Below are 19,381 nucleotides of genomic sequence, written 5' to 3'. Positions count from 1 at the left end.
TCCGCCTGCGGGAGGGGTCGGGGGGGGTGTGCCTCACAGACCGGACGCCAGTACGTACGTCGCGCCCTCCCCTAACCCCTCCCGCAAGCGGGAGGGGAATTTGGCTTACTTCGCAGTCAGTTTGATCAGGCGGCCTTGTGAGTCGCCGCCGTCTTCGAGGACCCAGATCGCGCCGTCGGGGCCTTGTTCGACATCGCGGATTCTTGCCCCCATGTCCCATTGGTCGCCCTTGGCGGCGTTGGTACCGTTCAGGTCTACGCGGACCAGCGACTTGGAAGACAACCCACCTATGAACGCGTCGCCCTTCCATTGCGGGAACATGCTGCCCGAATAGATCATCAGGCCGCCGGGGGAGATGACCGGGTTCCAGAACACCTTGGGCGGCTCATAGCCGTCACCGGGCTTGTGATCGGGGATGTCGGAGCCGTCGTAGTTGCTGCCGTTCGAGGCGTTGGGCCAGCCATAGTTGAGGCCGGGCTTGATGAGGTTGACCTCGTCGCCGCCCTTTGGCCCCATCTCCTGCTCCCAGAGATTGCCCTGCGCGTCGAACGCGATGCCGAGCAGGTTGCGGTGGCCGTAGCTCCAGATCTCGGGTGCGAAGCCCTTTGCCACGAGCGGGTTGCCGGGGGCGGGTTTGCCGTCGAGCGTGAGGCGCAGCACCTTGCCGAGCGTGACCTTGGGGTCCTGTGCGGGGGTGAACTTCTGCCGCTCGCCATTGGTGAAGAACAGGTATTTGCCATCGGGAGAGAAGGCGATGCGGCCGGAATAGTGGCCGTTGCCCTCAACGAACGGACGCGCGCGAAACAACTCCTCGACGCCTTCGAGCCGCGGAGTGGGAGCATCCAAGAAAAGCTTGCCGCGCCAAAGCACAACGCCCTTGCCCCCTTCGCCGGCGACCGATCCCGAAAAATAGACGAGATGATTTCGTGCATAATCGGGTGCCAGAACCACGTCCATTAGTGCCCCCTGCCCGGCCGAGTCGATTTTCGGTATTCCGGCGACCGGCATCGTAGCAACGACACTGTCTTTTGCGGTCCCCGAACCAATCATAAGGAAGACCATCCGGCCGTCCTTTTCGGTTATTAGCGCACCACCTGTTGGCAGGACCGTCATCGCCCAGGGTGAATCGAAGTCGGCGACCACCGTCTCCTTGAACGGCTTCCCCGCCGCGGCCGGTTGCGCGGAACAAGCGGTCGAAGCGAGCAGCGTGGCGGACAGCAACCCAGTGGCAAACAGCGTTTTGCGAATCATGATCTTCTCCCGGAAATCCCTGCGCTAACGCAGCGTACTAAACGAAGGTTGCTCCCGCTTGCGGAGCAGCGCCACCCCGCGTATAGAGGCACCACTTCTCTACATCGCCAGATGAAGAGGCTGCGGGGCTTGCTCCGCGGCGGCAATCACCTGTGCTTTGGCCCTGTTTGGAATTTCGATGGCGAATATCGCCCTGCTGACCGACCTGATCGAACCCGAGGCGACCGCGCTCGGCCTCAGCCTCGTGCGCGTGCGCATGCAGGGCGGCAAGTCCGATCCGACGTTGCAGGTGATGGCCGAGCGCCCCGACACCCGCCAGTTGCTGATCGACGATTGCGCCGAGCTGTCGCGCCGAATCTCGGACAAGTTCGATGCGCTCGAAGCCGAGGGCAAGGACCCGGTCGGCGAGGACGCGTATCGTCTCGAGGTGTCGAGCCCCGGTATCGATCGTCCGCTGACCCGGTTGCAGGATTTCGCAGACTGGGAAGGCCAGGAGGCACGTATTCGCCTCGTCGAGCCGTTCGAGGACCGCAAGCAGATCTCGGGCAATCTGATGGGCGTCGAGGGGACGAAGATCACCGTCGACGTCAACAAGCACAAGCTCATGACGATCGACTTTTCGCAGGTCGCCGACGCCAAGCTCGTCATGACCGACCGTCTCATCGCCGCGACCGCGCCGCTTTCCACCGAAGGCGCGGACGAGGTTTTCTATCAAGATACGCCCACCGATGAGCCCGATGCTCACGAGGCCGACACCGAAGAAGGACAGCATTGATGGCCACGGCAGTCACCGCAAACCGCGCGGAACTGATCGCGATCGCGAATTCGGTCGCGTCGGAGAAGATGATCGACAAGGCGATCGTGATCGAGGCGATGGAGGACGCGATCCAGCGCGCCGCCCGCTCGCGCTACGGCGCCGAGAACGACATCCGCGCGAAGCTCGATCCGAACACCGGCGATCTGCGCTTGTGGCGCGTCGTCGAAGTGGTCGAGGCGGTCGACGATTATTTCAAGCAGGTCGACGTCAAGGGCGCGCAGAAGCTTCAGAAGGACGCCGCTCTCGGCGACTTCATCGTCGATCCGCTGCCCCCGATCGAGTTCGGCCGCATCGCCGCACAGGCCGCCAAGCAGGTCATCTTCCAGAAGGTCCGCGACGCCGAGCGCGAACGCCAGTTCGAAGAGTATAAGGACCGCGCCGGCGAGATCATCACCGGCGTCGTCAAGCGCGTCGAGTTCGGCCATGTCGTCGTCGACCTGGGCCGCGCCGAGGGCGTGATCCGCCGCGACGCGCAGATCCCGCGCGAAGTGGTGCGCGTCAACGACCGCATCCGCTCGCTGATCCTCAACGTCCGCCGCGAGAACCGTGGGCCGCAGATCTTCCTCAGCCGCGCGCACCCCGACTTCATGAAGAAGCTGTTCGCGCAGGAAGTGCCCGAGATCTACGACGGCATCATCGAGATCAAGGCCGCAGCCCGCGATCCCGGTTCGCGCGCGAAGATCGGCGTCATCTCGCATGACTCGTCGATCGATCCGGTCGGCGCGTGCGTCGGCATGAAGGGCTCGCGCGTCCAGGCCGTTGTCCAGGAAATGCAGGGCGAGAAGATCGACATCATCCCCTGGTCGCCCGACATCGCGACCTTCGTCGTCAACGCGTTGCAGCCGGCCTCCGTGTCGCGCGTCGTGATCGACGAGGAAGAAGAACGTATCGAGGTGGTCGTTCCCGATGACCAGCTCAGCCTCGCGATCGGTCGTCGTGGCCAGAACGTGCGGCTTGCGTCGCAGCTGACCGGCAAGGCGATCGACATCCTCACCGAGGCCGATGCGTCCGAGAAGCGCCAGAAGGACTTCGTCGAGCGCTCGGCGATGTTCGAGAAGGAGCTCGACGTCGACGAGACGCTCGCACAGCTGCTGGTCGCCGAAGGGTTCACGAACCTCGAGGAGGTCGCGTATGTCGAGGTCGAGGAGATCGCCGGCATCGAGGGCTTCGACGAGGATCTGGCGGGCGAGTTGCAGAACCGTGCGACCGAAGCTTTGGAGCGTCGTGACGCTGCGAGCCGCGAGGAGCGTACCGCGCTCGGCGTCGAGGATGCACTGGCCGGCATGCCGTATTTGAACGAGGCGATGCTGGTCACGCTTGGCAAGGCGGGCATCAAGACGCTCGACGACCTTGCCGATCTTGCGACCGACGAACTGGTCGAGAAGAAGCGCGTCGAGCCGCGTCGTCGCAACGAGGACGCGCCGAAGCGGCCCGAGCCGAAGGGCGGGATTCTCGCGGAATATGGCCTGAGCGACGAGCAGGGCAACGAAATCATCATGGCCGCCCGCGCGCACTGGTTCGAGGACGAGGCTCCCGAGGCTTCGACTGACGACGTCGAGGCGGACGAGGCTCCGGTGGAAGAGGCTTCGGCCGATGACGCTGTGGTCGAGGACGCTGAGACTGAAGAGACGACGGCCGACGAAGCCGTGGCTGAGGACGCTTCGGCAGACGACGCTTCGGTCGAGGACGCTTCGGTTGAAGACGCGGCGGACAAGACCGACACGAAGAGCGAGGGCGACAAGGCCTGATGCCCTTCGTCAGCATCCGCATCTCGGGGTCCGCTACCAAGGACCAGAAGTCCGGCATCGTCGCCGACGTTACCCAGTCGCTCGTGCAGCGGCTGGGAAAGAACCCGGCTGCGGTGCAGATCGTGATCGAAGAGGTCTCGACCGAGAATTATGGCGCGGGCGGCCAGCTCCTGGTCGACCGCGACGCTCCGAAGACGACTCCAGCGCAGGAGGACGCACATGCGGAACCCTCCCGATGAGGCGCTAGGCGCTACCGACACTACTCCTTCCTCCCCTCCCGCAAGCGGGAGGGTACCGAGGGGTGGGCGCCCGGCTTCGGCCAAGGGCGACGCTTCGGCCAAGTCTCACGCTTCCAAGGCGAAAGCTAAGGGCAGCCATAATGGTGAGCGCGAGCCCACCCCTAGCCCCTCCCGCTTGCGGGAGGGGGATGATGATGCGCCTATTCGCAAGTGCATCCTCTCAGGTGAGCGCGACGTACGGCCGCATCTCGTGCGACTCGCGTTGTCGCCCGATGGCCAAATCCTTCCCGACGTGCGCGCCAAGGCTCCGGGCCGCGGAGCGTGGATCGGTGTCACGCGAGTCGAGCTCGAAGCCGCGATCAAGAAGGGCAAGCTCAAGGGCGCTCTCTCCCGTGCGTTCAAGACCGGCGAGTTCACCATCGATCCCGAGCTTCCGGCCAAGATCGAATCCGCGCTCGAGCGTAACGCGCTCGACCGGCTCGGGCTCGAATCGCGCTCGGGCACGGTATTGATCGGCTCCGACCGGATCGAGCAGAACGCGCGGCAGGGCAAGCTGAAGGCGCTGTATCACGCGTCCGACGCTGCCGAGGATGGCAACCGCAAGCTCGATCAGGCGTGGCGGATCGGCAACGATGTCGAGGGCTCGGGTTTGCGGGGGTTGGCACTCCCGGTATCGCGCACCATATTGGCGTTGGCGCTGGGGCGGGAAAATGTGGTACACATTGGCCTGACCGACCGCGCTGCAGCAAAGCGGGTGAGCGAAGCGCTCGACCGTTGGCTGCATTTTATCGGCCCCGAACCTTCTTCCGTGTCTTGCGAAACGGCCTCGCAGGGCGCATCGGCGTCACCACAAAATGGGGCGCCACCGATACAACAGGCGTCCGGATCGACCGGAACACGCCCGGCCGTGGACATGACTGAGGAATTTGAGTGAGCGACACGGACAACGAGAAGCCGAAACTTGGCATGCGCGCACCTTTGGGTGTGAAGCGCACGGTCGAGACCGGCCAGGTGAAGCAGAGCTTCAGCCACGGCCGATCGAATACGGTGATCGTGGAAACCAAGCGCGCGCGCGTCCTGCGCCGTCCGGGCGAGCCCGACGTGCAGGTCGCGGATGCCGCACCGGTTGCTGCGCCCGCCCCGGCGGCTGCCCCCGCAGCCCCGGCACCGCAGGCGCGTGCACCGCAGCCTGCGCCCGCCCCCGTGCGTCAGCAGCAGAGCAATCTGTCGCCGCAGGAGCGCCAGGCCAAGCTGCTCCGCGAGGCTGAAGAGCAGCGCATGAACACGCTGGAAGAAGGGCGTCGTCGCCAGGAAGCCGAACGGGCCAAGGCGATCGAAGACGAGCGTAATCGCGTCGCCGATCGTGCGCGTGCCGAGGCTGAAGCCAAGGCGCCGAAGCCCGTCGAGGCCCCTGCGCCCGCACCGGCACCTGTGGTCGAAGCGGCTCCCGCTCCGGTTGCGGCACCGACGCCAGCGCCTGCGCCGGCTCCGGTCGAAGCGCCCGTTGTTGCGGCGCCTGCCCCGGCGCCGGTTGCCGCGGCACCTGCGCCTGCACCGAAGCCCGCTCCGGTAGTGGCTGCTCCTGCGCCGGCTCCCAAGCCCGCACCGGCCCCCGTTGCTCCGCCGGCACCGCCGCCCATCATCGAATTGACCCGCGATCCGGCGTTCCCGGCACCGCGCCGGTTCTCGCCGGTGGCACGTCCCGAGCGTCCTCCGCCGCCGCCAAAGCCTGTCGCAGCACCCGCTGCCGCAGCGCCGACCACGGCTGCGAATGCCGGCACGACCGCGGCGCGCCCTGGCGCGACCGGCGTCAATGCTCCGGCCGGTGGCGTTCGTCGCGACGCAGTGCCAGCGCGTCCGCAGCAGCGTGACCGCAAGGGTGACGATCGTCGCACTTCGGGCAAGCTCACCGTCAACCGCGCGCTCGGCGATGGTGATGGTGCACGCGCTCGCTCGCTCGCCGCACTGAAGCGTGCGCGCGAGAAGGAGCGTCGTGGCACCGGTGGTCCGCGCGAGGCACAGGCCAAGCAGATCCGCGACGTCGTCGTCCCCGAGGCGATCACGGTGCAGGAACTCGCCAACCGCATGGCCGAGAAGGGTGCCGACCTCGTCAAGGCGCTGTTCAAGATGGGCATGCCCGTCACCATGACGCAGACGATCGACCAGGATACCGCCGAGTTGCTCGTCACCGAGTTCGGCCACAACCTGACGCGCGTCAGCGATGTCGACCAGGATCTGGCCAACGACACGATCGACGATGCCGAGGAGACGCTGAAGCCGCGCGCTCCCGTCGTCACGATCATGGGTCACGTCGATCACGGCAAGACGTCGCTGCTCGATGCCCTGCGCGGCACCGATGTGGTGCGCGGCGAAGCGGGTGGCATCACCCAGCATATCGGCGCCTACCAGGTCACGCTGAAGGACAAGTCGAAGATCACCTTCCTCGACACCCCAGGCCATGAGGCGTTCACGCAGATGCGTGCGCGTGGCGCGGACGTCACCGACATCGTCATCCTGGTGGTGGCGGCGGACGACGGCCTGATGCCGCAGACGGTGGAGGCGATCGCCCACACCAAGGCGGCGGGCGTGCCGATGATCGTCGCGATCAACAAGATCGACAAGGAAGGCGCCAATGCCCAGAAGGTGCGCGAGCGCCTGCTGAGCGAGGAGATCGTGGTCGAGGACATGGGCGGCGACGTCCAGGACGTCGAAGTCTCCGCGACCAAGAAGATCGGTCTCGATGCGTTGATCGAGAAGATCCAGCTCCAGGCCGAACTGCTCGAACTGCGCGCTAATCCGGATCGCGCGGCCGAGGGTACGGTGATCGAGGCCAAGCTCGACAAGGGTCGTGGTCCGGTCGCGACGATCCTCGTCAACCGCGGCACGCTCAAGGTCGGCGACATCTTCGTGGTCGGTGGCGAGAGCGGCAAGGTCCGTGCGCTGGTCGATGACAAGGGCAAGCAGATCAAGGAAGCGGGTCCGGCGATGCCGGTCGAGGTCCTCGGTCTATCGGGTGTTCCGCAGGCGGGCGATCCGTTCCAGGTCGTCGAGAACGAGGCACGCGCCCGCGAAGTCGCGGAATATCGTCGCAGCGTGAAGACCGACAAGCGGACCGCCTCGGTTCCTGCCAGCCTCGAGAGCATGTTCTCGGCGCTGAAGGAAAAGCAGGCGATCGAATATCCGCTGGTCGTGAAGGCGGATACGCAAGGCACGGTCGAGGCGATCGTCGGGGCGATCAACAAGATCTCCACCGATCTGATCAAGGCGCGCGTGCTGAGCTCGGGCGTCGGCGGCATCACCGAGTCGGACGTCACCCTGGCGGCCGCATCGGGCGCACCGATCATCGGCTTCAACGTTCGTCCGAACGCCAAGGCACGCGAGATCGCCGAGCGCCAGAAGGTCGCGTTCAAATATTACGACGTGATCTACGACCTGATCGACGAGATCCGGGCGGGGATGGCCGGCGAGCTTGGGCCGGAAGCGTTCGAGACGGTCGTCGGTCGTGCCGATATCCGCGAGGTGTTCTCGGCGGGCAAGCACGGCAAGGCGGCGGGTCTGCTCGTCACCGAGGGCAACATCCGCAAGGCGCTCAAGGCACGCATCACACGCAACGACGTCATCATCTACCAAGGCGAAATCGCATCGCTGCGTCGCTTCAAGGATGATGTCGCCGAGGTCCGGGCAGGTCTGGAGTGCGGCGTGACGTTCACGTCGAACTTCGTCGACATCAAGGCCGGCGACGTCCTCGAGACGTTCGAAGTCGAGATGCGCGAACGTACTTTGTAACTTACTGCTCCCCCTCCCGCTCGCGGGAGGGGGCTGGGGGGTGGGCACCCGCCATCCACGGCACGATACGCTGAGGCCGGGTGCCCACCCCCGGCCCCTCCCGCAGGCGGGAGGGGAGAATTTATGAAGACCGATACCCCAGAAGCAAAAGCCGTCCGTTCGTTGCGAGTCGGCGAACAGGCGCGTCATGCGCTGTCCGACATCCTCGCACGTGGCGACGTCCACGATCCGGTGCTCGAAAAGCACCTCGTGACGATCACCGAAGTCCGGATGTCGCCGGATCTCCGCCACGCTACCGTCTTCGTGAAGCCGTTGCTCGGCAAGGATGAGGAAAAGGTGCTGAAGGCACTGCGGACCAACACTGCCTATCTCCAGCGCGAAGTCGCGAACCGGGTGCAGATGCGATATGCGGCGAAGCTGAAGTTCCTCGCGGACGAGAGCTTCGACGAGGGCACGCACATCGACACGCTGCTGCGTGACCCGCACATCGCGCGGGATTTGGCTGAAGATTGACTTTGACCGCGGTAAGACGTATCTTACCGCGATGAATGCTCAGACGAAAATGTCGGAAAAAGGCCAAGTCGTCATCCCGAAGGATGTGCGCGACTCGCTGGGCTTGAACCCTGGCCAGCAGTTCGATGTCCTGCAAGCGGGTGGTGACATTGTGTTGCGACCGACGGGTAGGACGACCGGAAAGAGCGTCGCTGAGGTAATAGCCGATCTGCGTGCCCGCGTTCGGTACGAGGGGCCGGCCATTCCTGTCGAGCAACTGAGTTGGTCGCCCGATTTCGACGAGGACGGTCATTCCGCGTGAAGGCCGTCGATACCAATATTCTCGCGCGTTTCATCCTGGCAGATGACGAGCATCAGTCGGAAATGGCATCTGAAATACTTGGCACGCCGGTCTGGGCGAGCCTTACCGTATGGCTCGAACTCGGGTGGGTGCTATCGAAGCGCGCCGCGCTCGGTCGTGCGATGGTTGCCGATGCGATTGAAACGCTGCTCCAGCTGGGGACTATCCATACCGGGGATCGCGATGGCCTGTCCTGGGCGGTCACGCGCTATCGCGAAGGAGCGGATTGGGCTGACATGATCCACCTCGTCTCTGCACGCTCCGTTGCTGACGGCTTCGTTACGTTCGATCGGGGGATCGCGACCCATGCAGGGCAATCGCCCGTACCTGTCGAGACACTGATCTGATGGCCAAGCTGTATTTCTACTACGCGTCGATGAACGCGGGGAAGTCGACGAACCTGTTGCAGGCGGACTTCAACTACCGCGAGCGGGGGATGCGGACGATGCTGTTCACCGCGGCGATCGACGACCGGTTCGCGGCGGGGACGATCACGTCGCGGATCGGGCTGGAGGCGCCGGCGATCGCGTTCGATGCGGGGACGGATATCGGGGCGTGCGTGGTTCGGCAGCATGGCGAGGACGCGATTTCCTGCGTGCTGGTGGATGAGGCGCAGTTCTTGACGTCTGCGCAGGTCGATCAGCTCGCGCATATCTGCGACGTGGTTGGGATACCGGTGCTGGCTTACGGGTTGCGGACCGATTTTCAGGGCGCGCTGTTTCCGGGGTCGGCGCGGTTGCTGGCGCTGGCGGACTCGTTGGTGGAGATCAAGTCGGTTTGCGGGTGTGGGCGGAAAGCTACGATGAACCTGCGGGTCGATGGAAACGGGCGGGCGATTGCCGAGGGGCAGCAGACCGAGATTGGCGGGAACGACCTGTATGTCGCGCTGTGTCGGCGGCATTTTTGCGAGGCTTTGGGGTAGGCTTCACCCCTCCCCGTAGATGGGTGACTGCTCCCGCCTCAATTGAATTCTAGGACTTACGCGCATGCATGGCTGGATCATTCTCGACAAGCCGCTGGGGCTTGGCTCGACGCAGGGGGTGTCGGCGGTGAAGCGTGCCTTGCGCAGCGGCGGGTATGGGAAGTTCAAGGTGGGGCATGGGGGGACGCTCGATCCGCTCGCTACCGGCGTGCTGCCGATTGCGGTTGGGGAGGCGACTAAGCTGGCCGGGCGGATGCTCGATAGCGACAAGATCTATGATTTTACGGTGATGTTTGGGGTTCAGACGGATACGTTGGATGCCGAGGGTGTGAGCATCGCTACGTCCGACGTGCGGCCGACTCTCGCTGCGGTGGAGGCTGTGCTTGCGCAGCTTACCGGGCCGATTTCTCAGGTGCCGCCTGCCTATTCGGCACTGAAGGTGGACGGCGAGCGCGCTTATGACCTCGCGCGGGCCGGGCATGAAGTGGTGCTCGCGAGCCGGGATGTTACGATCCATTCGCTATCCTCCCCGGTACGGGGAGGGGGACCAGCGCAGTTGGTGGAAGGGGGCTTCCGCAAGCGTACCGTTGGTGGCGAGCCCCCCTCCACCCCCGTCCAAGCGGACGGCGGTCCCCCTCCCCGTGCCGGGGAGGAATTGCAGCCCCCCCTCCCCCACTCTCCACTGGAGGAGGTTACGCTCACCGCGCATGTGTCAAAGGGCACCTACATCCGCAGCCTAGCCCGCGACATCGCGATCGCCCTCGGCACCGTCGGCCACGTCACCATGCTGCGCCGGACCAAGGCCGGTCCGTTCGACCTCACGTCCGCGATATCGCTGGACAAACTGGACGAACTCGCTAAGGCCTCCGCGCTTGAAGATGTACTTCTGCCCTTGAGGGTGGCGCTGGACGACATCCCGGCTCTCTCCCTCACCCCCGACCAGGCAGGGGCGCTCCGACAGGGGCGTATCTTGGCCGGGATCGCCGCAGACGATGGCCAATACTTCGCCGAGCTGGACGCTGTCCCGGTCGCGCTGGTCGAGGTCGAGGACGGAGACGTCCGGGTCGTTCGCGGTTTCAATCTGTGATGTCGAGGACATGAATTCATGACGATTACCGCTGAACGCAAGACCGAGCTCGTCAAGGAGCATTCGCGCGCCGAGGGTGACACCGGTTCGCCGGAAGTCCAGGTCGCGATCCTGACCGAGCGCATCAAGAACCTGACCGAGCATTTCAAGGGCCACAAGAAGGACAACCACTCGCGTCGTGGTCTTCTCATGATGGTCAACAAGCGCCGGACGCTGCTGGATTATCTCCGTCACAAGGACGGCCAGCGCTATCTGGATCTGATCGCGAAGCTCGGTCTCCGCAAGTAACTTAGACGGCTCCCCTCGGGGGGCCGTTTTCGTATATAGGGTTGTTCTCCCGCGAAGGCGGGAGTCCAGACTGGGCCCCCGCCTTCGCGGGGGAACAAGGAACTGGAGCGGCGGCAATTCGGCCACCCCTCCTGGGATGACAATTCATCCCACACCGCCGCGGGCCGGCTAAGCCCGCACATAGGCCCCAAACGCATCTGGCGTTTGGAGTGAAGGAAAAAGAATGTTCGATACCAAGACCGTAAGCGCCCAGTGGGGCGGCAAGACGCTGACGCTCGAGACCGGCCGCGTTGCGCGCCAGGCCAACGGCGCAGTGCTCGCCACTCTCGGCGAAACCGTCGTTCTGTGCGCCGTGACGGCTGCACGGACCGTCAAGGAAGGGCAGGATTTCTTCCCGCTCACCGTCCATTACCAGGAGAAGTTCTCCGCCAGCGGCCGCATCCCCGGCGGCTTCTTCAAGCGTGAGCGCGGCGCGACCGAAAAGGAGACGCTGACCAGCCGTCTCATCGATCGCCCGATCCGTCCCCTCTTCCCAGAGGGTTTCTACAACGAGATCAACGTGATCTGCCAGGTTCTGTCGTATGACGGCGAGAACGAGCCAGACGTCCTCGCGATGGTCGCGGCCTCCGCAGCGCTGACGATCTCGGGCGTGCCGTTCATGGGCCCGATCGGCGCAGCACGCGTCGGTTACGTCGATGGCGCGTACATCCTCAACCCGACGCTGGAAGAAGCCAAGGCTGGCGATCTCGACCTCGTCGTCGCCGCCACCGGCCAGGCCGTGATGATGGTCGAATCGGAAGCCAAGGAGCTTTCGGAAGAGATCATGCTCGGCGCCGTGCAGTTCGCCCACAAGGCCTGCCGTGAAGCCGCCAACCTGATCATCGATCTGGCCGAGAAGGCTGCCAAGGATCCTTGGGAAATGGCCGAGCAGGCTGACCTGTCGACCGCCAAGGACAAGCTGAAGAAGCTGATCGGCAAGGACATCGCGGCGGCCTACAAGGTGACCGACAAGTCCAAGCGTTCGGACCTGCTCAACGTGGCTCGTGCGAAGGGCAAGACCGCGTTTGCCGACGCGTCGCCGCAGGACCAGATGGCAGCCGGCAAGCTGATGAAGAAGCTGGAGGCGGAGATCGTCCGCGGCGCCATCCTCAAGGACGGCACCCGCATCGACGGCCGCACCACCACGCAGATCCGCCCGATCGAGGCGATGGTCCACTTCCTCCCGCGTACGCATGGCTCGGCCCTGTTCACGCGCGGCGAGACGCAGTCGATCTGCACCACCACGCTTGGTACGCGTGATGCGGAGCAGATGATCGACGGCCTGAACGGGCTTTCGTACGAAAACTTCATGCTGCACTACAACTTCCCGCCATACTCGGTCGGTGAAGTCGGTCGCTTCGGTGCGCCGGGTCGTCGCGAAGTCGGTCACGGCAAGCTCGCATGGCGCGCGCTGCACCCGGTGCTGCCGACCAAGGAAGAGTTCCCGTACACGATCCGCGTTCTGTCGGACATCACCGAGAGCAACGGTTCGTCGTCGATGGCGACGGTCTGCGGCGGTTCGCTGAGCATGATGGATGCGGGTGTTCCGCTGAAGCGTCCGGTCTCGGGCATCGCGATGGGCCTGATCCTCGAGGGCAAGAACTTCGCGGTTCTGTCGGACATCCTTGGCGACGAGGATCACCTCGGCGACATGGACTTCAAGGTGGCTGGCACGTCCGAGGGCATCACCACGATGCAGATGGACATCAAGATCGCCGGCATCACCGAGGAGATCATGGGCAAGGCACTGGCGCAGGCCAAGGAAGGCCGTGCACACATCCTGGGCGAAATGGCCAAGGCACTCGACCACACCCGTGAGGAACTCAGCGCCCACGCACCGCGCATCGAGAGCTTCCAGATCGACAAGTCGAAGATCCGTGAAGTCATCGGCACCGGCGGCAAGGTTATCCGCGAGATCGTCGCGCAGACCGGCGCCAAGGTCGACATCGACGACGAGGGCGTGATCAAGGTGTCGTCGTCCGACCCCGCGCAGATCGACGCCGCGATCAAGTGGATCAAGGGCCTCGTCGAGGAAGCCGAAGTCGGCAAGGTCTATGACGGCAAGGTCGTCAACCTGGTCGATTTCGGGGCGTTCGTGAACTTCATGGGCGGCAAGGACGGTCTCGTCCACGTGTCCGAAATCAAGAACGAGCGCGTCGAGAAGGTCTCCGACGCGCTGACCGAAGGCCAGGAGGTCAAGGTCAAGGTTCTCGAGATCGACCCGCGTGGCAAGGTTCGCCTGTCGATGCGTGTCGTCGACCAGACGACCGGCGAAGAGCTGGAGGACACGCGTCCTGCTCGTGAGCCCCGCGAAGGCGGTGATCGTGGTCCGCGCGGTCCGCGTCGTGATGGCGATGGCGGTCGTGATGCTGGCGGCAACGGCGGTGGTCGTGGTCCGCGCGGCGAAGGCGGCGGCGGTCGTGATGGGGGCGACCGCGGCTCGCGTGGCCCGCGTCGTGATGGCGACGGTGGCCGTGACGCAGGTGGCAACGGCGGTGGCCGTGGTCCGCGTCGCGACGGCGGCGGAAACGGCGGCGGCGAGCGTGCTGCACGCACCGACGGCGACAAGGCCCCCGAGTTCGCACCGGCCTTCCTGACCGGCGATCGCGACTAAGCCTTTGCCGCCTAACGGCAAATGATCGAGGGGCTCGGGAAACCGGGCCCCTTTCTCATGTCAGGCTCGCTTTGCCGCGTTATGGTCCGATAAGACGATTAATGTCGGAACGGAGCGGCATGCCGGAAGTTCGAACCGATATGAACGCCATTCGCAAATCTGTCATACTGATCGTCGACGACGACGCGCTCGTCCGCGTCCATTCCAACCTCGCGCTGGAGGATGCCGGCTACGAAGTCGTCGAAGCGACCAATGCGGCCGACGCTCTGGTCAAGCTCAAGGAACGGCCCGATATCGCCGCCTTGTTCACCGATGTGCGCATGCCGGGAGCTCTAAACGGCATCGACCTAGCCCACGCGGTCCACGCGCAACGTCCCGACATCGCGATCCTGGTCACGTCGGGCGCCGACAACGGTGCGTCGTCCGCCCTCCCCGCGGCCGCGCAGTTTCTGCAAAAGCCCTATACGAAGACGCAGCTGAGCCAGATGCTCCAGCACGGACAGACAGTGCGCGCATAGACCTGATAGCGATGTCCCGGTTACTGGCCTTAATACACGCCGCCGACGATAGTCATTGCCGCCGACGATAATTGGGATCACCCTCGGCTCCCTGAGCATCGACTCGTGGGGGCGGTATGATGGCGACGGCAAACACTTTGGCGGGAACGCCGCGAAACGCTGTCGCCAGCGAGCGTCGCTTCTTCCTCGGCATGGCGATAGCGATCGCGGCGACGGTGATCCTAGGCTTCACGGTGAACGCCGCGCGAATGCACTGGACGTTCTTTGCGTTACCCCTCCAGGTTCATGTTCACGCCGCCGCTTTTCTATCATGGATCATACTTTACGTCGTCCAGAACTGGCTGGTCGTGCGCGGTTCCATCACGCGCCATCGCCAGTTGGGGTGCTCGGCGCGGGTATCGCGGTGACGATGGTCGTGCTCGGCATCGTCACTACCGTCATGGCGATCCAGCAGCACCGCGTGCCACCGTTCTTCCCGCCGGGCATTTTCCTGGTGCTCGATGTGCTGGGGGTGATCGGGTTCGGCATACTCACCGCTTGGGCGATCGCGCTGCGCAAGCAGGCTGCGTGGCACAAGCGCCTGATGCTGTGCGGGACGATTCTGGTGATGTCGCCAGCGCTCGGGCGGCTTCTGCCGATGCCGCAGCTGGGCAAGTTCGCGCCGCTTGCGGTGTTCGCGTCGATGGCAGTGTTCGTCGTCGCAGGCATAATCTTCGACCTGCGCGTGCGCGGGAAGATACATCCGGCCTATTACTGGGGTGGCGGCGTGTTGGTCGTTACCAACGTGCTGGTCGGTCCGCTCGGCTTCAGCCCGCCGGTGCTGCAGCTGGTCGAGCGCCTTGCCGCGTGATCGGGCTGCGTAGTCGGCGCTAATATCGGGATAGTGGGGAGCTTCTGTTGCTCGGTGCCCCCCGTACCGCCGGTGTCCACTTCTGTTGCCCGGTGTGGCCCGTACCGCGCTTTCGTCCGTATAACTTAGGTCGTTAGACCGTCAGTTATGCGGCAATTGCGAGTGCTTCGTTATCGTTGGCACTTGTGTATGGGCCGTTGCGGTGGTCCCATTCCGAGCGAAACATAGCGTCGTTGAACACACGTCGATCCTAGTTCGACCCCGTCATCGTCCCCCTCTTGCGAAGAGGGCGGTGGTGGAGTCGCCGGGTACTGCCCCCGGGTCCGCTGTGTCTATGACACGCCACGGTTTATCGCCATAGCCGCCAAGAGAAGATTCCCCCGACGGCATGACCGATATAGGGGGGCCGCATCGATCTGAAAAGCCCGGCCAAATGAAAAGACTGGCGCGGTGGGCGCCCTCCCCTGGATAAATCTCCGATGGGTTGGCACACAGCGTGCCAAACCGCCTTCCGCTCGCCACAAAGCGCGTGCATAGCAACCTGCATTATGTTGACGCAGCGCTCCCGCTACGCGCTCCGCGCGATGATCTTCCTTGGCGGCGCCCCCGTCGGTGGCCCTCCCATCCCGATGACGCGGATCGCCGCGGAGGCGAACGTGCCGCGCAAATTCCTCGAGCTGATTCTCGCCGACCTGCGCGAGTCCGGCCTGCTCCACAGCCATCGCGGCAAGATGGGCGGCTACCGCCTGTCGCGGCCGAGCCACCTGATTTCGCTGGGCGAGATCATCCGGATCATCGAGGGCCCGCTGGCGCTGGTGCCGTGCGTAAGCCGCACCGCGTACCGGCCGTGCCTCGACTGCAAGAGCGAGGCGGATTGCGCGATCCGCTTTGCGATGATGCGCGTGCGCGACGAGACCGCGCGAATCCTCGATGGCACCAGCCTGGCGGATGCGAACGCCGAGGAACTGGTAGCGGCTTAGGCTTTCCCTTCTCCACTCGGGGAGAAGGTGGCGCGGCAGCGTCGGATGAGGGGGAGTTGGGATGCGATCCCGAGCCTCAAGCCCCTCACCCTTCCGTCGCCTACGGCTCCTCCCTCCCTCTCCCCGAGGGGGAGAGGGACCCGAGTTTACCCGCGCGCCTTCAACTCATCGCGGATTTCGCGAAGCAGCGCGATCTCGACGGGCTCCGGCGCAGGTGCGACGACAACCGCCTCTTCCTCGCGCTTCAGCCGCGCCGTCTCGCGCTCGATCAGCGCCGCCGTCCGGTTCACCACGCGCAGGATCATGAAGATGATACCAGCGACGATCACGAAATTGACCAGCTGCGTTGCGAACGCACCATAGCCGAGCAACGGCACGCCCGCCTTCTTCAACGCCGCGTAATCGCTGAGCGAGCCCGCATAGTTCGCCGGCACCGGCCCCATCCGCCAGAAATAGCTGGAGAAATCGAGCCCGCCGAAGATCTTGCCGATCACCGGCATAAGTACGTCGTCGGTCAGCGACGTGACGATCTTGCCGAACGCCGCGCCGATGATCACCGCGATGGCGAGATCGAGCACGTTGCCGCGCATGATGAACGCCTTGAATTCCTTGAGCATGTTTGCCCCCTCTGTTGCCGGCCGACGCTAACCACCGATTTCGGTTTCGCCAACCCTGCCGACTGTCCTATGAGGGTGACACAGGTATTCAGGAGAGCCCCGATGTCACGTGCCCCAATCGCCCGCGGTACCGCCGCGATCCTCCTCGCATCGGCGCTGGCCGGGTGCGGGATCAACAGCATTCCGACCGCGGAAGAGACCGCGAAGGCGCGCTGGGCCGACGTCCAGAACAATTATCAACGCCGCGCGGACCTGATCCCCAACCTCGTCGCCACCGTGAAGGCCGCGGGCGCGCAGGAGAAGGATATCCTCGTCCAGGTGACGCAGGCACGCTCTGCCGCGAACTCGGTGCAGGTATCGGCCGCCGATCTCTCCGACCCTGCCAAGATGGAGCAGTATCAGCGCGTCCAGGGTGCCGTCGGCGTGTCGCTGCAGCGCTTGCAGGAGGCGTATCCCGAACTGAAGAGCCAGGCCAATTACACCACGCTCATGAGCCAGCTCGAGGGCACAGAGAACCGCATCACGATCGCGCGGCGCGACTATAACGGCGCGGTGCAGGCGTATAATACCAAGATCCGCACCTTCCCCGACGCGGTCGGCGCGAAGATCTTCTACGGCGCTAAGCCGATGGTACCGTTCGCGGCGACAACGCCGGGTGCCGAGACCGCACCGACGGTGAACTTCGGCAACGCGAGCTGATCCGAGGATTATGCTCCGCCATCTCCTGACGCTGGCGTTCGCGGTACTGCTGGGAAGCGGCGCCGCAACCGCGCAGACCTTCCCGAAGTTCACCGGCTTCGTCGTCGATGCGGCGAACGTCATCCCGCCCGATCAGGAAGCGGCGCTGACCAAGCGGCTCGACGACCTGCAGAAGACGACCGGCAACCAGCTGGTGGTCGCGACGGTGCCCGATCTCGAAGGCTATCCGATCGAGGATTACGGCAATAGCCTGCTGCGGAGTTGGGGCGTCGGGCTGAAGGACGCGAACAACGGCGCGATCCTGCTGGTCGCGCCGAACGACCGGAAGGTGCGGATCGAGGTCGGCTACGGGCTTGAGCCCGTGCTGACCGACGGGTTCTCCAGCGTGGTCATCAACCAGCAGATCCTGCCGCGCTTCAAGGCCGGCGACATTCCCGGCGGCATCGTTGCGGGGACCAACGCGGTGGCGGACCAGCTTGCGCTGCCCGATGCGGAGGCGCGCGCGAAGGTTACGGCGGCGGCGGCGGAGTACGACAAGACGCACGCGCGCAAGACCAGCGGCGGCGGTGTGCCGGTCGGGCTGATCTTTTTCGGGATCGTGCTGGCGGCGATCGTCATTCCGATGATCTCGCGGCGCGCGGGTGGCAAGCATTACGTCGATGGCGGCAGCCGGAGCGGTGGCAGCGGCGCATTGCCGATCGTGTTGTGGAGCATCGCCGACGCGATGACCCGTGGCGGCGGCGGTGGCGGCGGCGGAAGCTGGGGCGGCGGTGACGATAGCGGCGGCGGCTGGGGCGGCGGTGGTTTCGGCGGCGGCGGCGGTGGATCCGGCGGCGGCGGCGGCGCATCGGGGGGATGGTGACATGCGGTTGAGCGACACCGACCACGACCGCGTTACGGCGGCAGTCACCCAGGCGGAGACCGCGACGACCGGCGAGATCGTCACGATCGTCGCGCGGCAGTCGGATGCCTATCACGACGTGTCGATGCACTGGGGCGTGCTGGCGATGCTGCTGACGCTGGCGTTGCTGGCATATCACCCGGTCGCGGCGGACCGTATCTATGCGCTGATCAATCCCTGGCAGTCGGCACCGCAGGGTGCGCTGTACGTGGTGGCGCTGGTGCTGGTGACCTTGGTGTTCTTGGGCGTGCGGCTGGTGCTGGCGTGGACGCCCGCGCGGCTGGCGCTGACCCCGGGTGCGACCAAGGCGCGGCGTGTCCGGCGGCGGGCTCTGCTCCTGTTCCGTGCGGGGGCCGAGAAGCGCACCAAGGGTTCGACCGGCGTACTGTTGTACCTGTCGCTCGCCGAGCACCGCGCGGAGATCATCGCCGACGACGCGATCCACTCGCGCGTGCCGAACGAGACTTGGGGCGCGGCGATGGCGGCGGTGCTGGCCGGCGTCCGCGACGATCGTCCCGCTGACGGCATGGCGGACGCCGTCGCGCAGATCGGCGCGGTGCTCGCCGAACATTTCCCGCGCACCGGTGCGCCGGTGAACGAACTTCCGGACAGGCTGATCGAATTATGAGCAAGACCGTATGGGCTGGGAAATTCCTGACCGTGCAGACCGAAGGCACGTGGGAATTCGCCGCGCGTCAGGGCGAGATCGCGGCGGCGGTGATCGTCGCGATCGACGACGGCGACGTGATCCTGGTGGAGCAGTTCCGCGTGCCGCTCGGGCGGGCGTGCCTGGAGCTGCCAGCGGGGTTGGTCGGTGACGAAACCGCGGGCGAGAGCGTTGCTGTCGCTGCCGGGCGCGAACTGGAGGAAGAGACCGGCTACCGCGCGGACGCGATCGTAGACCTGGGGGTGTTCTATTCGTCGCCGGGGATGACGTCGGAATGCTTCACGCTGGTCCGCGCGACCGGGCTGACGAAGGTGAGCGACGGCGGCGGCGATGGCGACGAGAACATCACCGTGCACCGGGTGCCGCTGGCGGACGTGCCGGCGTTCGTGGCGGAGAGGCGGAAGGCTGGCGTGGCGATCGACACCAAGATGCTGCTGATCCTGGCGGGGTCGATCCTCTAACCAAGACCTGTTTCCCCGCGAAGGCGGGGACCCAGACTGGGCTC

The 19,381-nt window shown here is 65.0% G+C and carries 22 protein-coding genes and 1 other RNA gene; 20 read left to right on the top strand and 3 right to left on the bottom strand.

Translation table 11 applies throughout. The features are described from left to right. Positions 1 to 105: 105 nt before the first annotated feature. Positions 106 to 1,251: a PQQ-dependent sugar dehydrogenase gene (locus tag C8J43_RS06960; RefSeq protein WP_133030287.1), complete on the bottom strand. Its 1,146-nt coding sequence runs from the start codon at positions 1,249 to 1,251 to the stop codon at positions 106 to 108. Positions 1,252 to 1,429: 178 nt separating this feature from the next. Here C8J43_RS06960 and rimP point away from each other — a divergent pair, with 178 nt between their 5' ends. The 15 genes from rimP (at position 1,430) to C8J43_RS06890 (ending at position 15,012) form a co-directional block, all read left to right on the top strand. Next, a complete protein-coding gene (rimP, locus tag C8J43_RS06955; RefSeq protein ID WP_120301366.1) occupies positions 1,430 to 2,026 on the top strand; it encodes a ribosome maturation protein RimP in 597 nt (198 codons plus the stop codon). After that, positions 2,026 to 3,816 (top strand): transcription termination factor NusA, encoded by a 1,791-nt coding sequence (gene nusA / locus C8J43_RS06950; RefSeq protein ID WP_133030286.1) that lies wholly within the window; start codon positions 2,026 to 2,028, stop codon positions 3,814 to 3,816. Before rimP ends, nusA begins: the two co-directional genes overlap by 1 nt. After that, complete coding sequence (locus tag C8J43_RS06945) at positions 3,816 to 4,055, top strand: 4-oxalocrotonate tautomerase family protein (protein ID WP_055881134.1); 240 nt, start codon at positions 3,816 to 3,818, stop codon at positions 4,053 to 4,055. The genes nusA and C8J43_RS06945 overlap by 1 nt, the downstream gene beginning before the upstream one ends. A 175-nt stretch (positions 4,056 to 4,230) precedes the next feature. After that, the gene (locus C8J43_RS06940) at positions 4,231 to 4,989 is read left to right on the top strand and encodes a DUF448 domain-containing protein (protein WP_243645501.1); all 759 of its coding nucleotides are present in this window, start codon (positions 4,231 to 4,233) and stop codon (positions 4,987 to 4,989) included. Then, entirely contained in the window at positions 4,986 to 7,841 is a 2,856-nt protein-coding gene (infB, locus tag C8J43_RS06935) for a translation initiation factor IF-2 (RefSeq protein ID WP_133030284.1), read from the top strand. The genes C8J43_RS06940 and infB overlap by 4 nt, the downstream gene beginning before the upstream one ends. A gap of 123 nt (positions 7,842 to 7,964) precedes the next feature. After that, positions 7,965 to 8,354, top strand: a complete 390-nt coding sequence (gene rbfA / locus C8J43_RS06930) for a 30S ribosome-binding factor RbfA (RefSeq protein ID WP_133020949.1) — start codon at positions 7,965 to 7,967, stop codon at positions 8,352 to 8,354. Continuing rightward, positions 8,317 to 8,655 (top strand): AbrB/MazE/SpoVT family DNA-binding domain-containing protein, encoded by a 339-nt coding sequence (locus C8J43_RS06925; RefSeq protein ID WP_243645457.1) that lies wholly within the window; start codon positions 8,317 to 8,319, stop codon positions 8,653 to 8,655. The genes rbfA and C8J43_RS06925 overlap by 38 nt, the downstream gene beginning before the upstream one ends. Further along, a complete protein-coding gene (locus C8J43_RS06920) occupies positions 8,652 to 9,041 on the top strand; it encodes a type II toxin-antitoxin system VapC family toxin (protein WP_165899564.1) in 390 nt (129 codons plus the stop codon). The genes C8J43_RS06925 and C8J43_RS06920 overlap by 4 nt, the downstream gene beginning before the upstream one ends. Next, positions 9,041 to 9,616: a thymidine kinase gene (locus C8J43_RS06915; protein ID WP_133030282.1), complete on the top strand. Its 576-nt coding sequence runs from the start codon at positions 9,041 to 9,043 to the stop codon at positions 9,614 to 9,616. Before C8J43_RS06920 ends, C8J43_RS06915 begins: the two co-directional genes overlap by 1 nt. Before the next feature lie 64 nt (positions 9,617 to 9,680). Next, positions 9,681 to 10,703 (top strand): tRNA pseudouridine(55) synthase TruB, encoded by a 1,023-nt coding sequence (truB, locus tag C8J43_RS06910; RefSeq protein WP_133030281.1) that lies wholly within the window; start codon positions 9,681 to 9,683, stop codon positions 10,701 to 10,703. Between the two features lie 18 nt (positions 10,704 to 10,721). Next, on the top strand, positions 10,722 to 10,991 hold the full coding sequence (gene rpsO / locus C8J43_RS06905) for a 30S ribosomal protein S15 (RefSeq protein ID WP_055881152.1): 270 nt from the start codon (positions 10,722 to 10,724) through the stop codon (positions 10,989 to 10,991). 223 nt (positions 10,992 to 11,214) lie between these two features. Beyond that, a complete protein-coding gene (gene pnp, locus C8J43_RS06900) occupies positions 11,215 to 13,644 on the top strand; it encodes a polyribonucleotide nucleotidyltransferase (protein WP_133030280.1) in 2,430 nt (809 codons plus the stop codon). Between the two features lie 119 nt (positions 13,645 to 13,763). After that, on the top strand, positions 13,764 to 14,162 hold the full coding sequence (locus tag C8J43_RS06895) for a response regulator (RefSeq protein ID WP_165899563.1): 399 nt from the start codon (positions 13,764 to 13,766) through the stop codon (positions 14,160 to 14,162). A 119-nt stretch (positions 14,163 to 14,281) separates the two neighbouring features. After that, complete coding sequence (locus C8J43_RS21835) at positions 14,282 to 14,569, top strand: hypothetical protein (protein WP_165899562.1); 288 nt, start codon at positions 14,282 to 14,284, stop codon at positions 14,567 to 14,569. Further along, positions 14,545 to 15,012, top strand: a complete 468-nt coding sequence (locus C8J43_RS06890) for a hypothetical protein (protein WP_165899561.1) — start codon at positions 14,545 to 14,547, stop codon at positions 15,010 to 15,012. The genes C8J43_RS21835 and C8J43_RS06890 overlap by 25 nt, the downstream gene beginning before the upstream one ends. A gap of 71 nt (positions 15,013 to 15,083) precedes the next feature. Here C8J43_RS06890 and ssrA read toward each other — a convergent pair. Then, positions 15,084 to 15,439: a transfer-messenger RNA gene (gene ssrA, locus C8J43_RS06885) on the bottom strand. A gap of 121 nt (positions 15,440 to 15,560) precedes the next feature. Between ssrA and C8J43_RS06880 the strand changes: the two genes are divergently transcribed. Continuing rightward, positions 15,561 to 15,992 carry an Rrf2 family transcriptional regulator gene (locus C8J43_RS06880; RefSeq protein WP_056065892.1) on the top strand — a complete coding sequence of 144 codons (432 nt, stop codon included), beginning with the start codon at positions 15,561 to 15,563 and terminating at the stop codon, positions 15,990 to 15,992. Between the two features lie 146 nt (positions 15,993 to 16,138). Here C8J43_RS06880 and mscL read toward each other — a convergent pair whose 3' ends face one another. Then, positions 16,139 to 16,609 carry a large conductance mechanosensitive channel protein MscL gene (gene mscL / locus C8J43_RS06875; RefSeq protein WP_056065888.1) on the bottom strand — a complete coding sequence of 157 codons (471 nt, stop codon included), beginning with the start codon at positions 16,607 to 16,609 and terminating at the stop codon, positions 16,139 to 16,141. 102 nt (positions 16,610 to 16,711) lie between these two features. Here mscL and C8J43_RS06870 point away from each other — a divergent pair, with 102 nt between their 5' ends. Genes C8J43_RS06870 through C8J43_RS06855 form a run of 4 tightly spaced genes read left to right on the top strand, consistent with a single transcriptional unit; the run spans position 16,712 to position 19,337 of the window. Continuing rightward, positions 16,712 to 17,308, top strand: coding sequence for a LemA family protein (locus C8J43_RS06870; RefSeq protein ID WP_056051590.1), 597 nt, complete (start codon positions 16,712 to 16,714; stop codon positions 17,306 to 17,308). 10 nt (positions 17,309 to 17,318) lie between these two features. Continuing rightward, positions 17,319 to 18,170: a TPM domain-containing protein gene (locus C8J43_RS06865; RefSeq protein ID WP_133030278.1), complete on the top strand. Its 852-nt coding sequence runs from the start codon at positions 17,319 to 17,321 to the stop codon at positions 18,168 to 18,170. Between the two features lies 1 nt (position 18,171). Continuing rightward, complete coding sequence (locus tag C8J43_RS06860) at positions 18,172 to 18,837, top strand: hypothetical protein (RefSeq protein ID WP_133030791.1); 666 nt, start codon at positions 18,172 to 18,174, stop codon at positions 18,835 to 18,837. Beyond that, positions 18,831 to 19,337 (top strand): NUDIX hydrolase, encoded by a 507-nt coding sequence (locus tag C8J43_RS06855; protein WP_133030277.1) that lies wholly within the window; start codon positions 18,831 to 18,833, stop codon positions 19,335 to 19,337. The genes C8J43_RS06860 and C8J43_RS06855 overlap by 7 nt, the downstream gene beginning before the upstream one ends. The last annotated feature ends 44 nt before the right edge of the window (positions 19,338 to 19,381 follow it).

The sequence above is a fragment of the Sphingomonas sp. PP-CE-1G-424 genome, from assembly GCF_004341085.1.
In the GTDB taxonomy this organism is placed as follows: domain Bacteria; phylum Pseudomonadota; class Alphaproteobacteria; order Sphingomonadales; family Sphingomonadaceae; genus Sphingomonas.
The sequence above is the reverse complement of the archived record's forward strand: the minus strand, read 5'-3'. Positions and strand labels throughout refer to the sequence as shown.

Bases quoted from the DNA above. Each gene is read 5' to 3' on its own strand.
- C8J43_RS06960 (WP_133030287.1), bottom strand. From the start codon at position 1,251: ATGATTCGCAAAACGCTGTTTGCCACTGGGTTGCTGTCCGCCACGCTG.
- rimP (WP_120301366.1), top strand. From the start codon at position 1,430: ATGGCGAATATCGCCCTGCTGACCGACCTGATCGAACCCGAGGCGACC.
- nusA (WP_133030286.1), top strand. From the start codon at position 2,026: ATGGCCACGGCAGTCACCGCAAACCGCGCGGAACTGATCGCGATCGCG.
- C8J43_RS06945 (WP_055881134.1), top strand. From the start codon at position 3,816: ATGCCCTTCGTCAGCATCCGCATCTCGGGGTCCGCTACCAAGGACCAG.
- rbfA (WP_133020949.1), top strand. From the start codon at position 7,965: ATGAAGACCGATACCCCAGAAGCAAAAGCCGTCCGTTCGTTGCGAGTC.
- C8J43_RS06915 (WP_133030282.1), top strand. From the start codon at position 9,041: ATGGCCAAGCTGTATTTCTACTACGCGTCGATGAACGCGGGGAAGTCG.
- truB (WP_133030281.1), top strand. From the start codon at position 9,681: ATGCATGGCTGGATCATTCTCGACAAGCCGCTGGGGCTTGGCTCGACG.
- rpsO (WP_055881152.1), top strand. From the start codon at position 10,722: ATGACGATTACCGCTGAACGCAAGACCGAGCTCGTCAAGGAGCATTCG.
- pnp (WP_133030280.1), top strand. From the start codon at position 11,215: ATGTTCGATACCAAGACCGTAAGCGCCCAGTGGGGCGGCAAGACGCTG.
- C8J43_RS06895 (WP_165899563.1), top strand. From the start codon at position 13,764: ATGCCGGAAGTTCGAACCGATATGAACGCCATTCGCAAATCTGTCATA.
- C8J43_RS21835 (WP_165899562.1), top strand. From the start codon at position 14,282: ATGGCGACGGCAAACACTTTGGCGGGAACGCCGCGAAACGCTGTCGCC.
- C8J43_RS06880 (WP_056065892.1), top strand. From the start codon at position 15,561: ATGTTGACGCAGCGCTCCCGCTACGCGCTCCGCGCGATGATCTTCCTT.
- mscL (WP_056065888.1), bottom strand. From the start codon at position 16,609: ATGCTCAAGGAATTCAAGGCGTTCATCATGCGCGGCAACGTGCTCGAT.
- C8J43_RS06870 (WP_056051590.1), top strand. From the start codon at position 16,712: ATGTCACGTGCCCCAATCGCCCGCGGTACCGCCGCGATCCTCCTCGCA.
- C8J43_RS06865 (WP_133030278.1), top strand. From the start codon at position 17,319: ATGCTCCGCCATCTCCTGACGCTGGCGTTCGCGGTACTGCTGGGAAGC.
- C8J43_RS06860 (WP_133030791.1), top strand. From the start codon at position 18,172: ATGCGGTTGAGCGACACCGACCACGACCGCGTTACGGCGGCAGTCACC.